Source organism: Flavobacterium sp. CS20 (assembly GCF_018080005.1).
Taxonomy (GTDB): domain Bacteria; phylum Bacteroidota; class Bacteroidia; order Flavobacteriales; family Flavobacteriaceae; genus Psychroflexus.
The window spans coordinates 116,889-132,508 of the sequence record NZ_CP073015.1 but is presented as its reverse complement, the minus strand read 5'-3'; the positions used below and the strand labels follow the sequence as shown (position 1 = coordinate 132,508).

General features: G+C 32.2%; 17 protein-coding genes. 13 read left to right on the top strand and 4 right to left on the bottom strand.

Features of this window, described 5'->3' with window-relative positions; all coding sequences use genetic code 11:
* Positions 1-65: 65 nt before the first annotated feature.
* Positions 66-2,072, bottom strand: a complete 2,007-nt coding sequence (gene uvrB, locus IGB25_RS00600) for an excinuclease ABC subunit UvrB (protein ID WP_211065723.1) — start codon at positions 2,070-2,072, stop codon at positions 66-68.
* 310 nt (positions 2,073-2,382) lie between these two features.
* Here uvrB and msrA point away from each other — a divergent pair, with 310 nt between their 5' ends.
* The 4 genes from msrA to IGB25_RS00580 all read left to right on the top strand — a co-directional run bounded on the left by msrA (position 2,383) and on the right by IGB25_RS00580 (position 5,667).
* Positions 2,383-2,910 carry a peptide-methionine (S)-S-oxide reductase MsrA gene (msrA, locus tag IGB25_RS00595; protein WP_211065722.1) on the top strand — a complete coding sequence of 176 codons (528 nt, stop codon included), beginning with the start codon at positions 2,383-2,385 and terminating at the stop codon, positions 2,908-2,910.
* 266 nt (positions 2,911-3,176) lie between these two features.
* Positions 3,177-5,030, top strand: coding sequence for a CocE/NonD family hydrolase (locus IGB25_RS00590; protein WP_211065721.1), 1,854 nt, complete (start codon positions 3,177-3,179; stop codon positions 5,028-5,030).
* Positions 5,031-5,197: 167 nt separating this feature from the next.
* On the top strand, positions 5,198-5,422 hold the full coding sequence (locus tag IGB25_RS00585) for a DUF433 domain-containing protein (protein ID WP_211065720.1): 225 nt from the start codon (positions 5,198-5,200) through the stop codon (positions 5,420-5,422).
* Complete coding sequence (locus tag IGB25_RS00580; RefSeq protein ID WP_247653557.1) at positions 5,419-5,667, top strand: DUF5615 family PIN-like protein; 249 nt, start codon at positions 5,419-5,421, stop codon at positions 5,665-5,667. The genes IGB25_RS00585 and IGB25_RS00580 overlap by 4 nt, the downstream gene beginning before the upstream one ends.
* A 95-nt stretch (positions 5,668-5,762) precedes the next feature.
* On the opposite strand, the gene IGB25_RS00575 is transcribed toward IGB25_RS00580, so the two are convergent.
* Positions 5,763-5,993, bottom strand: coding sequence for a hypothetical protein (locus IGB25_RS00575; RefSeq protein ID WP_211065719.1), 231 nt, complete (start codon positions 5,991-5,993; stop codon positions 5,763-5,765).
* A gap of 104 nt (positions 5,994-6,097) precedes the next feature.
* Positions 6,098-6,559, bottom strand: coding sequence for a DUF1456 family protein (locus IGB25_RS00570; protein ID WP_211065718.1), 462 nt, complete (start codon positions 6,557-6,559; stop codon positions 6,098-6,100).
* Between the two features lie 185 nt (positions 6,560-6,744).
* On the opposite strand from IGB25_RS00570, the gene IGB25_RS00565 reads away from it, so the two are divergent.
* Together IGB25_RS00565 and IGB25_RS00560 are read left to right on the top strand one after the other, a co-directional pair.
* Positions 6,745-8,337, top strand: a complete 1,593-nt coding sequence (locus IGB25_RS00565) for an NAD(P)/FAD-dependent oxidoreductase (protein ID WP_211065717.1) — start codon at positions 6,745-6,747, stop codon at positions 8,335-8,337.
* A 190-nt stretch (positions 8,338-8,527) separates the two neighbouring features.
* Positions 8,528-9,388, top strand: coding sequence for a ChaN family lipoprotein (locus IGB25_RS00560; RefSeq protein ID WP_211065716.1), 861 nt, complete (start codon positions 8,528-8,530; stop codon positions 9,386-9,388).
* Positions 9,389-9,657: 269 nt separating this feature from the next.
* Here IGB25_RS00560 and IGB25_RS00555 read toward each other — a convergent pair whose 3' ends face one another.
* Positions 9,658-10,041, bottom strand: a complete 384-nt coding sequence (locus IGB25_RS00555; protein ID WP_211065715.1) for an AAA family ATPase — start codon at positions 10,039-10,041, stop codon at positions 9,658-9,660.
* Between the two features lie 326 nt (positions 10,042-10,367).
* Between IGB25_RS00555 and IGB25_RS14580 the strand changes: the two genes are divergently transcribed.
* The 7 genes from IGB25_RS14580 (at position 10,368) to IGB25_RS00530 (ending at position 15,615) form a co-directional block, all read left to right on the top strand.
* The gene (locus tag IGB25_RS14580) at positions 10,368-10,802 is read left to right on the top strand and encodes an IS110 family transposase (RefSeq protein WP_247653556.1); all 435 of its coding nucleotides are present in this window, start codon (positions 10,368-10,370) and stop codon (positions 10,800-10,802) included.
* The gene (locus IGB25_RS14575) at positions 10,760-10,993 is read left to right on the top strand and encodes a hypothetical protein (protein ID WP_247653555.1); all 234 of its coding nucleotides are present in this window, start codon (positions 10,760-10,762) and stop codon (positions 10,991-10,993) included. The genes IGB25_RS14580 and IGB25_RS14575 overlap by 43 nt, the downstream gene beginning before the upstream one ends.
* 203 nt (positions 10,994-11,196) lie before the next feature.
* Positions 11,197-11,700, top strand: a complete 504-nt coding sequence (locus IGB25_RS14570; protein ID WP_247653554.1) for a transposase — start codon at positions 11,197-11,199, stop codon at positions 11,698-11,700.
* A gap of 130 nt (positions 11,701-11,830) precedes the next feature.
* Positions 11,831-12,619 carry a hypothetical protein gene (locus IGB25_RS00545; protein WP_211065714.1) on the top strand — a complete coding sequence of 263 codons (789 nt, stop codon included), beginning with the start codon at positions 11,831-11,833 and terminating at the stop codon, positions 12,617-12,619.
* 75 nt (positions 12,620-12,694) lie between these two features.
* Positions 12,695-13,417: a hypothetical protein gene (locus IGB25_RS00540; protein ID WP_211065713.1), complete on the top strand. Its 723-nt coding sequence runs from the start codon at positions 12,695-12,697 to the stop codon at positions 13,415-13,417.
* The gene (locus IGB25_RS00535; RefSeq protein ID WP_211065712.1) at positions 13,418-14,332 is read left to right on the top strand and encodes a hypothetical protein; all 915 of its coding nucleotides are present in this window, start codon (positions 13,418-13,420) and stop codon (positions 14,330-14,332) included.
* Positions 14,314-15,615 carry a YcaO-like family protein gene (locus tag IGB25_RS00530; protein WP_211065711.1) on the top strand — a complete coding sequence of 434 codons (1,302 nt, stop codon included), beginning with the start codon at positions 14,314-14,316 and terminating at the stop codon, positions 15,613-15,615. Before IGB25_RS00535 ends, IGB25_RS00530 begins: the two co-directional genes overlap by 19 nt.
* Positions 15,616-15,620: the final 5 nt, after the last annotated feature.

Below are 15,620 nucleotides of genomic sequence, written 5' to 3'. Positions count from 1 at the left end.
TTGAAATAAGTATAAATTTTAAATCATCAAGAAATTCATTTTTTTTTTTTTTGACTTTTTTATGTTTATTCATTGGTCTGCAACTGCTTCTCCAAAACTTTCAACTGATCTCGATATTTTGCAGCTTGCATAAAGTCTAATTCTTTAGTCGCGTGTTCCATATTTTTTCGGGTTTTAGTCATTTGCTTTTTAAGGTCTTTTTTGCTCATATATTGCATTTCTTCTTCAGCGACTTTAAGACTTTCTTCGGTTTCTACAGGGTCGTTTTGCAACACTTTTTCTTTATACAAAACTGACTTTAAGGACTTCTTTAAGGCTTGAGGTGTGATGTTGTGTTTTCGGTTAAACGCCATTTGTTTTTCACGACGATATTCGGTTTGATCAATGGTTTTTTGCATACTGTCCGTGATTTTGTCAGCATACATAATAGCTTTACCTTCAAGATGTCGAGCTGCACGACCGATGGTTTGCGTCAACGTTCGATTACTTCTCAAAAAACCTTCTTTATCAGCATCGAGAATGGCAACAAGTGAAACTTCTGGTAAATCTAAACCTTCACGCAACAAATTTACACCAACCAAAACATCAAAAATTCCTTTTCGCAAATCCGTCATAATTTCTACACGTTCTAAAGTGTCAATATCAGAATGGATATAGCGGGTTTTGATATCCACTCGACTCAAATATTTGGTCAATTCTTCTGCCATTCGTTTGGTTAAGGTTGTGACTAAAACCCTTTGGTCTTTTTCTACACGAACGTGAATTTCTTCAATCAAATCATCAATTTGATTTTCACTCGGTCGCACTTCAATAGTCGGATCCAATAAACCTGTAGGTCGAATCACTTGCTCAACATAGACGCCTTCGGTTTTTTGCAACTCATAATCTGCTGGCGTAGCACTTACATAAACCACTTGGTTTTGCAAGGCTTCAAATTCTTCAAGTTTTAAAGGTCGATTATCCATTCTTGCTGGCAATCTAAAACCGTATTCTACTAAGTTTTCTTTTCGAGAACGGTCACCGCCAAACATGGCACCAACCTGTGGAATGGTCTCGTGACTTTCATCTACCATCATTAAATAATCATCAGGAAAATAATCGAGTAAACAGAACGGTCGTGAGCCTGGACTTCTACCGTCAAGATAGCGTGAGTAGTTTTCAATGCCTGAGCAATAGCCGAGTTCTTTAATCATTTCTAAATCAAAATTGGTGCGTTCTTCAATTCGTTTGGCTTCAAGCGGTTTGCCTTGATGTTTAAAGAATTCAATTTGCTTGCCCAAGTCTAAAGCAATTTGGTCAATAGCCGAATTTAGTCTTTCTGGTGAGGTTACAAAAATATTAGCTGGATAGATATTCAAGCGTTCATAGCGTTCTAAAATCTCGTGAGATTGCACATCAAAAGCTTCTATTTCTTCTATTTCATCACCAAAAAAATGAATGCGATAAGCAATATCTGCATAACCTGGAAAGACGTCAACGGTGTCGCCTTTGATTCTAAAATTTCCTCGGGTAAATTCTGCTGTTGTTCGCGAATACAAACTCTGCACCAAGCGTTTTAATAATTCGGTTCTTGAAATTTCTTGGTCAACTTCTATAGTGATGACATTTTTTTGAAACTCTAAAGGATTTCCAATACCATACAAACAACTTACCGAAGCCACCACCAACACATCTCGACGACCTGACAATAAAGATGAGGTCGTGCTTAATCGCAATTTTTCTATTTCTTCATTAATGGATAAATCCTTTTCAATATAAGTGTTGGATGATGGAATAAAAGCCTCGGGTTGATAATAATCGTAATAAGACACAAAATATTCCACTGCATTGTCAGGAAAAAATTCTTTAAACTCGTTGTAGAGTTGAGTAGCCAAAGTTTTATTATGTGCCAGAACTAAAGTTGGTTTTTGAACATTCTCTATCACATTAGTCATGGTAAAAGTTTTGCCAGAGCCCGTTACACCCAAAAGGGTTTGATAGCGTTCATTAGCCTGCAAACCTTGAGTCAGTTGAGCAATGGCTTGTGGTTGATCGCCTGTGGGTTTAAAATCGGATTTAAGATTGAATTTCATAACTACAAAATAAGTAAATATTTAGTTGGAATGTTGAATTCTTAACTTAAATTCACGTTTTATTAAATGCTGTTGATGATAGCGGTTTTATTGTTGCTATTGATACTATGGTTGCTATGGTTGCTATGGTTGCTTTTATAACTTATAACCTTATAAGCCAACTTTTAACTTCACAAAAATAGAAATGATAAACTGTCCAATTTCAAATTAAATATGCTGGACGAAATCAAAACATATCATTTAATAATACGTTAAAAAACATTATTTTGTTTAATTATTAAATACATTTGTTCAACAAAATAGAGAATTAATGACAGACGCTATATTTGCTAATGGATGTTTTTGGTGCACGGAAGCTGTATTTCAACGGCTTAAAGGTGTTAAAAAAGTTCGCTCTGGTTTTACTGGTGGCGATATTAAAAATCCTGCCTATCGTGAAGTAGTGATGGGCAATACAGGTCATGCAGAAGCTATTCATATAGAATATGATGAAAGCATCATTGATTACGAAGTTTTGCTCTATGTCTTCTTTTCTACACACGACCCAACTACATTAAATCGTCAAGGTTACGATATTGGCACGCAATACCGCAGTGCAATTTTTTATACAAGTGAACAACAAAAACAAATCGCTGAACGTCTTATACAACAACTCAATTCAAAAACCTTTGATAATAAAATTGTTACAGAACTCAAACCTGCGTCAGAATTTTATGAAGCCACTCCAGAACATCAAGATTTTTACAATCAAAACACAGAATATCGCTACTGCCAATTAGTTATTGAACCTAAATTAAAAGTGCTAAGAGATAAATTTTCACCCTACTTAAAATCGTAGCCAAATTATGCATTAGAACATTATTCGCCATTATTCGAGCGACAATATTCCCACATTAGACGTGAGATGTCTCGTATCTTGTTCCGAAAAATATTTCTTTTTTTGAGGATCCTGAAGTACTGATATAATACACCAACTATTTTATAGAAAAACAAACTGTTATAATGATTAGATCATAAAGTCAATAACACATAAGTTATATTTAGATTAAACTTTTTTGAATTTTGGTCATCTAAAGTTTATATTAGCTCCATAAAATTTTACCCATGCGATATTTTAAAGCTTTTTCGTTTTCAATTCTTTTTCTTTTAAACATTTCTATCCTTGTAGCTCAAGATAATTATGTTGAACAAAATTATACAAAAACTGAAGTCGATATTCCGATGCGAGATGGCATAAATTTGCATACCACAATTTATTCCCCAAAAGATACGTCGCAAGATTTTCCTATTTTGATGCAACGCACACCTTACAGTTCAAGACCTTATGGCAAAGGTGAATTCAAAAAACGCATCGGTCCCAATGAACATCTAATGAAAGAAGGCTACATCGTTGTATATCAAGATGTGCGTGGCCGTTGGATGAGTGAAGGTGTTTATGACAATATGCGTGCTTATATTCCTAATAAAAAAGGCAAACAAATCGACGAAGCCAGCGATACTTACGACACCATAGAATGGCTCGTCAATAATGTAGAAAACAACAATGGTAAAGTCGGCGTTTGGGGAATTTCCTATCCTGGGTTTTACTCCACTTACAGCTTGTTATCCAATCACCCAGCTTTGACTGCGGTTTCTCCACAAGCACCAATTGGTGATTTTTATTTTGATGATTTTCATCACAACGGCGCTTATCTTTTAAGCTATTGGTTAGCCACAACCGTTTTTGGATATATGAAAGACGAGCCAACTGACAAGGCTTGGTATGCCGATAAATTTCCAAATATTGGCACTCAAGATCAATACCAATTTTTCTTAGAAAATATGCCCTTGAGTAAACTCGATAAATTTTATGGCGAAGACAATGTGTTTTGGCAACAACTGAAAGAGCATCCAAATTATGACGAGTTTTGGCAATCGCGTGGTATTATCCAACATCTTGATGAAATTGATATTCAACCTGCTGTAATGACTGTTGGTGGGTTGTTTGATGCTGAAGATTTATACGGACCATTACACACCTATTCCGAAATTGAAAAACACAACGACTTTTATAATATTTTTGTGTTTGGTCCTTGGAGCCATGGACAATGGGCAAGTACAAGAAAAAGACAAGCCGTTGGTAATGTCTATTTTGGTGATGATATTTCAAATAATTACCAAAAGGACATTGAAACGCCGTTTTTCAACTACTTTTTAAAAGATAAAGGTAACGTAGATGAATTGTCTGAAGCCCAAATATTTGATACAGGCAAAAAAGAATGGAACGCCTATCAAGTTTGGCCTCCACAAAACACAACCGAAAAAACATTCTTTTTAGGCGAAAACCAAAGTTTAACATCAACGGCAAATCCCAAGTTCAAAAACACTTTTGTGAGTGATCCTAAAAAACCCGTTCCCTATTCAGAAGATATCAAGGTAGTTTTTACACCAAGAAAATATATGACAGACGATCAGCGATTTGCTGCACGCCGACCTGATGTTTTGGTGTATGAAACAGCAGTTTTAGAAGAAGATATGAAGTTTGTAGGCGATATCATTGCTAACTTGAATGTTTCAACTACAGAAACCGCGACCGATTGGGTTGTCAAAGTGATTGATGTTTTTCCTGCCGATGCCAAAGACACGGAAGAAGTACAAGACCATTTAAAAATGAGTAATTACCATATGATGGTCAGAAGTGAAGTGATGCGTGGTCGTTTCAGAAACAGTTTTGAAAAACCAGAACCCTTTCAACCGAACAAAAAGACTCAAGTTAATATCGAATTACAGGACATCAACCACACCTTTAAAAAAGGGCACAAACTTCAAATTCAAATTCAAAGTTCATGGTTTCCATTAATCGATATGAATCCGCAGACTTATGTAGATAATATCTTTAAAGCCAAAACAGAAGATTTTCAAAAGCAAACGCATACGGTTTTTGGGGATTCTAAGCTTGTGTTTTATGAGGTGAAATGATTGGTTTAAAATAAACAAGCCTGCAAGATACTGTAAAACACTCGTAGAGTTAAACAGGATTTTAGTTTGGTGTGCAAAATATTAAGTCATTTACATTCAGACTCCCAGTAAGCCAATAATATAGGATATGTTTTTAAATTAGTTATATTTGTAAAAAGCCAAAAGTTATGCTTGATTATAAATCTATAATTAAAAGAAATCCAAATAAAAGATTTGGTAAGCCTTGTGTAAGAGATACCAGAATAACTGTATTTGATATACTTGGGTGGTTAGCCTCTGGAATGACTTTTGATGAAATTATTTATGATTTCCCTGAATTGACCTTTGAAGATATAAAAGCTTGTTTAGCCTATGCGACCGATAGAGAACATAAACTTCAGCATGCCTCATGAAATTGCTTTTTGATCAAAACATTTCTTTTCGAATCATAAAAATACTGAGTGACCTATTTCCTGATTGTAAACACGTATCTGATTGTGAATTAATGAATAGTGAAGATACTGATATTTGGGAATATGCCCGTAAAAACGAGTATTCTATCGTCACATTTGATTCGGATTTTTATGACATTAGCCTAATAAACGGACATCCTCCAAAAATTATATGGATACGAACAGGTAATTCGACTACCAAGTAGATTGCAAAGTTAATGATGCAAAATAAGAATACGATTGAGAAATTTCTAAATGATGAAAATTTCAAGGATTTGTCATGCCTTGAAATTGAATAGAATTATAAAACATCATCTGTAATTTCTTTTAAGGATTTTGGAGATACCTGTGCGTTTTCAATGCGGAAAAGTAAGAGTTCTTCAAGTTTATTCCAATCCCTCTGCTCATCTACAGCATTGGGATTTATGAGTTTATCAAGAATAAGGTCTTTGATAGACTTTCCTTGTAAGGTCGCCAAGGCTTTAATTTTTTGGTGTTGTTCAGAGGATATTTCAATGCTTAATCTGCTCATATTATAAATTTACACAAATTGTACATTTGTACAAAATTTAAATTAAGGAATAAATACAAGACTAAACTAATACTGTAGAAACTGTTAAAATCTACTATAATACCCTAACCGCCTTTATACTTCAACTGAAGCCCAAGCAGAAAATTCCTCAGGTATTGATCCATCAGCTCTTTGTATTTTGGATGGTCTGAACGTCGTAAAAAAGAACTTAATTCGGGTTTACTCAGTGATTTGCCAGCCAATTTAAACAGTTCTAAAATCTCATCAGATTGAAGTTGATAGGCGATTTTAAGTTTCTTCAGCACATCGTTATTGGTCAGGCTGGTTTCAATGACTGGAGCTTTTCCGTCTTTTTCTCCCCGAAGTGAGACGATAAGCCCGTTCAAAAAAGCCGCCAAATAGCTATCGTTAAGGGCTGTAAATCCGTTGTCATTATCGCTTTTTAACCACGCACTGACATCAGACCTGCTCACTGTAACATCTACAAGTTCAAAAAAGGAAATCATTTCCGCATCTGAATAATTAAAAGTATAGTGCGACCTTCTTAATACGTCATTATTGGTCATAAGTTCTTTGGTTTCTGATTGCAAATGTACTCAAGTTGCCTTGCAAACAGCTACGTTCATTTAAAATACTTGAAATTTAAGATCGTAATTTCAAAACTTTAATGAATTCATTAGGAGATAAGCGCCCATAATAATTTCAATTCAAAACCTGATTGAAATCCCTACATTTGCATTTTATTTTAAAAATGACATCAAAACCTCATACTGTAGATATTAGAGTCAATCCTGAAGTGGCTCATAACACAAAAGAACTCAAAAAAGTACTCGCTAAAAAAATCGGAGTGAGTGAAAAAAATATCTCAGCCTTTAAAATTTTAAAACGCTCAATAGACGCCAGATCCAGACAAATCAAATATCAAATCAGATTGGCTTATGCTTTAAATAATGAACGTGTCATTTGGGAAGATAATCAAGTTAGAAATTACAAACAAGTTACAGAGAAGTCTAAACAAGTTTTGGTCATAGGTAGTGGATATGCTGGACTTTTTGCTGCCCTTAAACTTTTGGAATATGGCTTAAAGCCTATTGTTGTTGAGCGCGGAAAGGACGTCAGATCCAGAAGAAGAGATTTAGCTAAAATCAATAAAGAGCATATCGTCAATCCAGAATCTAATTATTGTTTTGGTGAAGGTGGAGCTGGAACCTATTCAGATGGTAAATTATACACACGATCTGGTCATAAAAAATCTATAAACGCTGTATTGCAAACTTTTGTTCAACACGGCACCAGTCAGGATATACTTGTTGACGCTCATCCTCATATTGGTACCAATAAATTGCCAAATATTATAACTGCAATAAGGGAAACAATTCTCAATTATGGTGGTGAAATTCATTTCAATACCAAACTCACTGACTTTATAATTAAGGATAAACACATCCTTGGTATTGAGGTCAATTATAAAACAAATATGTATGCCGATGCTTGTATTTTAGCCACAGGCCATTCAGCAAGAGATATTTTTTATCTTTTACACGACAGAAAGATAAAAATAGAATTCAAACCTTTTGCAATGGGTGTGCGGGTAGAACATCCGCAATCTTTAATAGATCAAATCCAATACAAAACCCCAAATCGAGGTGAATACTTACCGCCGTCAGCCTATAGTCTGGTAGAGCAGGTAGATAACAAAGGCGTGTATTCTTTTTGTATGTGTCCTGGCGGAATAGTGGCACCCTGTGCAACAGCAGATGGCGAAGTAGTGACTAATGGTTGGTCGCCGTCTAAGAGAAATAATCCTTACGCCAATTCTGGAATAGTCGTTACAGTTGATAATGAAGTACTCACAGGTTTTGAAGAATTTGGCGCTTTAAAGGGTTTAAAATTTCAAGAACACATAGAGAAAAAATCTTGGCAACTCGCCGGGGGAACTCAAAGCGTGCCTGCCCAAAGGCTTCAGGATTTTTTAGCCAAAAGAAAATCTGTATCAATACCGAAAAACTCTTATTTCCCCGGAACCACTTCGGTTGAAATGGATGAGATTTTTCCAATAGCTATAACTAAAAGACTGCGCGAGGGTTTTAAAAAGTTTAGCCAAAAAATGAAAGGCTTTGACCATAAAGATGCGGTCATTTTAGCACCCGAATCCAGAACATCTTCACCTGTGAGGATACCAAGAGATAAAGAAACTTTACAGCATATAGAATTCAAAAGTCTTTTCCCTTGTGGAGAAGGCGCAGGTTATGCCGGTGGAATAGTATCTGCGACTATCGATGGTGAACGCTGTGCTGATGCTGTATTTAAATACATTAAATCTGAAAAAAAATACAGTAATTAATTCTACAAGGTCTTAATCGAACAGACAATCGCTTTGGTCGATGTGGTTTTAGGTTTTTCTCCAGCCAATAAAGCGTCAACGGCATTTTCGACATATTTTTGCTTTACAGCACTCGCATCCCTAACTTTAGAAAGTTAAAAAATATTCTTGAAATAGAATTTTTATATTTACCTTTCTTAAAAATAACATTATGAGATTTAAATGGATTGCCTTGTTGTTAGTGCTAATTATATCATCAAGTTTTGTGTCAGATAAACCTGCTTATCAACTCTTTGATGAAAAAGGAAATAAAACGAACTACAAAACATTACTTCAAGAAGTTAAAAAAGCCGATATCATTTTATTTGGCGAATTACACAACAATCCTATCAATCATTGGTTGCAATATGAGTTGACCAAAGATGTTTATGAGCAAATCAACGAAAATCTAGTTCTTGGTGCAGAAATGTTTGAAGCGGACAATCAGTATGTTTTAGATGAATACCTGTCAGGAAAATTTGATTACAAAACGCTTAAAAACGAAATTAAACTTTGGACTAATAATAAAACCGATTATCAACCCTTAGTTGATTTTGCATTAGAACATCAACTCAAATTTGTTGCTACCAATATTCCAAGACGATATGCCAATATGGTTTATAAAAATGGATTTGAAGTCTTAGATAGTATTAGCGTAGAAGGCAAAAAATATTTCGCCCCTTTACCCATAAGTTATGATGCTGAATTGCCTAATTATAAAAAAATGACTGAAATGGCTCACGGCCACGGTGGCGAAAATTTACCCAAAGCACAAGCCATTAAAGATGCAACGATGGCTCATTTCATACTTAAAAGTTGGGAAAAAGGACAAACATTTATTCATTACAACGGCACCTATCACTCTAATAACTTTGAAGGCATAGCGTGGTATCTTAAAAACAAAAAACCAGAACTCAAAATTATTACTATTGGTTCAGTTGAACAAGATAGTATTAACACCTTAACAGAAGAAAATAAAGGCATTGCCAATTTTATCATTTGCACGCCTGAAAGTATGACAAAAACGCATTAGTGAATTAAATTTAAAAATATAACTGATGTTCTATTTAGGATTTTAACATAGAAAACAAAGTTAAACTTGTGATTTTTTGGAGTAAACCAATACATAACTTTTGTTGAAAATTACTTAATGCCAATATATTATGAGAATTAGTAAATTAACGATGTAGCTTTAGTGAATTTGAGAACAATGTTTTATTGAAAGAAATGAACCGGATTAAACAATTACAAATTCTCTGAAATTATCACGATTAATAAGCTTACTTTCAGCATTATAGGTTTTTAAAAAAGTTTTTTAAGAACTTCAGGTTTTCTAATTTTGGCATGTGCTAAAATATCCTTATATAAATAGCTGTTGATTAGATTTTTTAATACTTCCTTTTCTTCACCTTTTTTATTATTAATGACTTCTAAATACATCCCATAAATAAGTCTATTTTCTAAATCTTGTTTTGATTCTAAATAACCAACGTGGTTTTCATATTCTTCCCAACTTATAGGAAAAAGCTCATATTCCCATTTTCTTCCAGTTAAAGGTTCATTGAGTTCATTAAATAAATTAAACGATGATGAACCACTTATCCATAATTGCAGATCTTTAAACTGATTGGTTATAATTTTTAAAGTCAAGCTTATATTTTTAATGCGTTGAGCTTCATTCCCCATATCAAGAAACTCGATTAATTTCTATTGCTAACGATGCCGATAAAATATTGGTTATTATTTTTGTAATGATCCTTTGTAAGACCGATTTTTCAAATGGTGCTTGAGATAGAGCCCGTGTGCTCATTCTGGTTGAAATGTAAAAAAGCCCCGACTCTTCTCAGGGCTTTGTTGATAATTTCAGTGGTGGCTACGATAATTCGCAGACCCCGTTCAGAATAATTTTCAATACAAAAATACATTTCCTTAGGATCTTTTTTGTTTAATACTTAAATATTTTTCAATTATGGCAAGAAAGAAAAAGTTAGAAATGGAAATTGTAAACCAACATGCAGACAGGTATTGACATTGGAAGTCGGTCTCACTTTGTAGCAGTTGGACAAGCCCTAGAAGATGTAAAAGAATTTGGGGTTTATGCAGAAGATCTTACTGCAATTTGTCAACACCTAAAAAGCTATGGCATTACCTCAGTTGCCATGGAAAGCACAGGAGATTATTGGCAAAATCTTTTTACAGAACTCATCAAGCATGATTTTGAAGTTATTTTATGCAATGGAAAATTTACCAAACACGCAAAAGGTAAAAAAACAGATGTTAAAGATGCAAGATGGATTCAAAAACTGCATGCATTAGGTTTGCTTACAAGTAGTTTTTTGCCTGACCAGCAGACTGAAATACTTAGAACTTATGCACGTCAGCGAGGCAATATTATACATCAAGCGTGGCTGACTTCAAGAAAAATGCAAAAGTACTTAAGTTTTTAAATTTTAGACTTGATGTTGTAGTTAAAGACATTTGTGGTCTTACAGGTCTTAAAATCATAGAAGATATTTGCAAAGGAAATTTAGACCCTAATGAACTTGCTAAGCATCGGCACTACAATTGCCGAAAGTCTGAGGCAGAAATAGCAAAAGCCCTCCATGGCAATAACAGGAAGACTTTCTTTTTGGGTTAAAACAAGAATTTCAAACTTATCAGTTTTTACAAAAACAATTAAAGGCTTGCGATAAACAGATAGACCAATTCATAAAAAAGCATCTTGACACAAATCCAGAATTAAAAAAACTAAAAACCAATCCAAAACCTTATAAAAGAGAAAATAAGAATGCTCCCAAAATAAAGGATTTTAATCAAGTAGCTTATCAGTATTTTGAAGGTGTGGATCTGCTTGCCATTGAAGGCGTAAGTCATGCTACAATACTTAGTATTATGGTAGAGATAGGTCCGGAAGGATTTAGAAAGTTTAATTCTTCAAAAGAATTTGTCTCTTGGTTAAGACTAGCACCAAACAACAAAATATCAGGCGGTAAAGTGCTTAGTTCAAAAGTTCCTAAAGGGAGTAATAGATTAAAAATAGCATTACGACAAGCGACTAATTCTATTGGAAATTTAAAAGATACACACTTGTCTGATTTCTTTAAGCGTGTCGCATTTAGAAAAGGAAGACAAGCGACAGTAAGCGCAACAGCAAGAAAATTGGGTGTAATCATATGGAATATGGTTACAAAAAAAGAACCTTATAAACCGCCAAAAGAATATCTATTCCTCGATCAAAAAAGAAAGTTAGGCATAGCCAAAAGAATGAGGAAACAAATCGCTAAATTTGGATTAACTAATGAAGATTTAGGCTTAAATGCAAATATCTGTAAAACAGCAACTTAATTTACGTTAGTCAGAATAAAAAAAACATCCTGCTAGTAAAAAGAATATTTGATTTTTTAAAATTAAAAAGTTAATATTTAGTTAAAAAAATACTTTTATTATTTTTATATTTATATTTAAATTCATTATTTTGGTTACGATGTCGAATTTCAAATATATTTATTTAAAGATAAAAAAAGGTAAGGTTTTTTGCCTTGTTCAACTTTTATTCTTTTTGGTTTTTTTTACTAGTAATGGTCAGAACAACTTCAAAAATATTGAAAATTTTAAATCAGGAACAACTCTTATATTTCAAGATTGCGAAATAGATAGTATTTACTCTGGAGATACTGGAGAAAATGTTACGTGGGATTTTTCTAAACTTAAACCTAAGAAAAATAAAATTATAGAAGAAATAGTAAATTCCAGAAAGGTACCAGAATCTAAAAACTTCCCGAAGTCTAATCTAGTTGAAAAATATTCAAATGGAGATTACGTTTTTCTAAACAAAGATAAAAATAAAACTTTCTTGGTCGGTTTTATTAGTAATGAACATAATTTAGAAATTTCATATACAAAACCAATGTTGATTGCCCAAAGACCATTCTCTTATGGTGATAAATTAGGTGAGAATTATAATTCATCTTATAATGTAAATGGATTAAATTTTTCTGGCAATGGAAATGTAACAATTGAAGCGGATGGTTACGGAACGCTTATTCTTCCAGATAGAAAAATAAATGATGTATTAAGAATAAACATAACTCAAAAACAAGAAAATAAGGTCGAGCAGTACAATTCCACAAGTGAAATGTTAACTACTACTTATGTATGGTTTGATAGAACTCATAATTCTGCTCTTTTGAAAATTACACAAACAAAATCTCAATATCATTCGGAAAAACAAATTGAATACCTTTTAAAAGAAACTTCTAATTAAAAGTTTAAATATATTATTAACTCTAAAAGCATTTGTTATGGAAAAGCAGACTTATCAATTACCGGCAGACAAAATTTGGAAATTATAAAAACTCAACTTGAGTCAAAACAAGAGTTTCAATCCTTATTAAAACGTTTCGAAGGAGAAGGATCTGAATTTATTTTTTCAAGGTCAAAAGCGTTTATGACTTTTGATAATACTGTAGAGAATAATCCCAATCCATCTTTATTTTGTATAATTCCGAGTCTCGTGCCTTTAGATTTAGATAGAGATGAGAATCATAAAGCAATTGGGATAATAGCGTTTATAAATAACGATAGGTATGCATTTTTAGCAACTGAAGTTTTAGTAAATCATAAACCTTTTGTAATAAGCAATTATAAGTTACATTATTTAACAAAAGAAAATGAGGTTGACCTCATGTTTGAGGTTAATAGAGATGAATTAGAACAATATGACATTAAAGAACTATCTGAAAGAATAAAAGATATAGGTCTAAAGGAGGAAAATAATATTAATGCTGGTATTGTTCCCGAAGATTTTAATTTTATTATATATAATAGTCTTAGCGAATTTCTTAATGATAAATACACAGAAGGTTATCCTAGAAATTATAAAGAAAGTATGCTATTAGAAACCTCATTAGTTGAGAAATTTTCATTAGCAATAGCTACCAAAACACAAACATCTGCGATTAAAGCTTCTTGGTGTTGTAGTTGTACTTGTTGTAATGGTTGTACAACAACTTCAACATCATTCACTTTAAGTCTTTCAACAGTAGCAGAAATTGAAAAATAAATGATCAGATATCCATACATAGAAAAAAATGAGATACTTAGTAATCTTGATGAAATAAATTTTGACATTAATTTATTAATTGAATTATTTAATGGTAAAAATTCACTTGAAAATATATATACCGAACTATTATCTAAAAATTTTGAATTAAGTAAAATAAATTCACTTTTTGTCTTACTTAATTCAAAAAATTTAATTAAAGATAAATTAATATTAAAAAGTGATGTCTTAAGTGAACAAAAAATTGATAAATATATTAATCAGATAAAGACTTTTTCTCTTTTTTCTCAAGAAGAAAAGCAAAACAGCTACTTTGACTTATTATATGGTCTAAATTGTCAAGAAAAATTGTCTAAATCAAAAATTATTTTACTAGGTGATAGTAATTTGATTACTAGCCTTAACGACAAACTGCGTCTAATTGGTATCAATGACATTAAAGTTACTGAAGAATTTTTATTTAATATAGAAGCTGATTTATTGATATTTAATTTTGAAAAATACAATGAAAATTTATTAATTGAAGTTTTGCAATATTGCAATGATAACAACATCTCTTTTCTTCCTGTAATTAACAATAATTTTGGTTTAGAAATTGGTCCCTTTTATTTATCAAATGAAACTTCGTGTTCTTTATGCTTAATTGATAGAAAAAAAGCAGTTGTTGGAGAAAATTATTCAGAAATTAATCCTAATCTATTCTTCAACATTAGTCTTGGTTCAGATATTGTAATTTTAGAAGTAATTAAAAATTTAACTGGAATAGCACCTATTAGTCTTAAAAATAGAGTCGCACACCATAATTTCTTGAGTGGACTAATTAAATATCATCCAGTTCTGAAAAACCCTAGCTGTAAAATTTGTAGCTCAAATCCTCTAAAACCAAAAAGAAAATTATGGCAAGGGATAATTTAAGCATTGAAGATTTATTTAGTCGAGTAACAGGTTTAGTAAATTTTATTGCTGAAACTGAAAATTCATTATTAGACCCTGATGTATTTGTATTAGCATCTGATTTATGTGATACCTCTAAAATTGGTTTTTCAAATAATATGGGTTCTAATGGTTCTGGAGCTGGTTTAACCTATAATGATGCATACTATTCTACTCTAGGAGAATGTGCTGAAAGATATGCATTGAGTGTTATAGATAAAAGATGTTTAGTTTTTGGATCGTATGAAAAACTACATAAAAAATATGATTTAATAAACCCTGATGATTGGAATTTATTTTCTGATAATCAATTTCTATCAATACCCTTCAAAAAATTTACTAAAAAAAGTCTTATTTCTTGGGTCTTATCAAGTGATTTATTAAATAAAAAGGAAATATATGTACCTGCTTGTTCTGTTTATTTACCTTTCAAAAGATCCTTTGAAGAAAAAGGTGAAGTGGTATTATATCCTTCAGTATCAACGGGAGCTTCTTGTGATGGTAACTTTAATTATGCCATCCTAAAAGGAATATATGAGTTAATTGAAAGAGATGCTTTTATGATTTGCTGGAGAAACAAATTGAAAATCCCTCGATTAATAATTGACGAAAATTCAAAATTATTTGATACTTATATTAAAAACTTTAAAAGAAAAAATTTACGTTATGAACTTTTTTATACAAAAATGGATTTAGACGTCCACAGCGTATTTGGACTTGTATATAAAACTGACAATGATTTAAATGAAAATCCAGAAGTTTATTGTGGAGGTGCTTGTCATCATGATATAAATATTGCCGTAAAAAAAACTTTGCTAGAAATGGTTCAAGGTTTAAAATGGGGTGAGTTTTCTAAAGACGAAATTTTTAAAGTTAAAGATGACTTTTCTAATATAAATTCCTTCAAAGACAGAATGTTATTATACTCCACAGGAGATTTTAATCATGTTTTTGAATTCTTGTACAATGGTCCTAAATTAAATATTTCAGATTTAGAAAACGAAAATATGAATTCAGTAAATGACAATTTAAAACATATATTTAAAGAATTAAGTAATAATGATTTAGACTGCTATGCCTGTGATGTCACATCAGTAGATATTAAACAATGTGAATTAAATGTTGTGAAAATATTAATTCCTCAGTTTGAAACGATGGAGGGAGATTTTAGATTTCCTTTTCTCGGTAATTCTAGATATAAAAAAATACCTAAGAAACTAGGATTGAAAACAGAAGAAAACATATTTCCACATCCTTATCCTTAAAATTT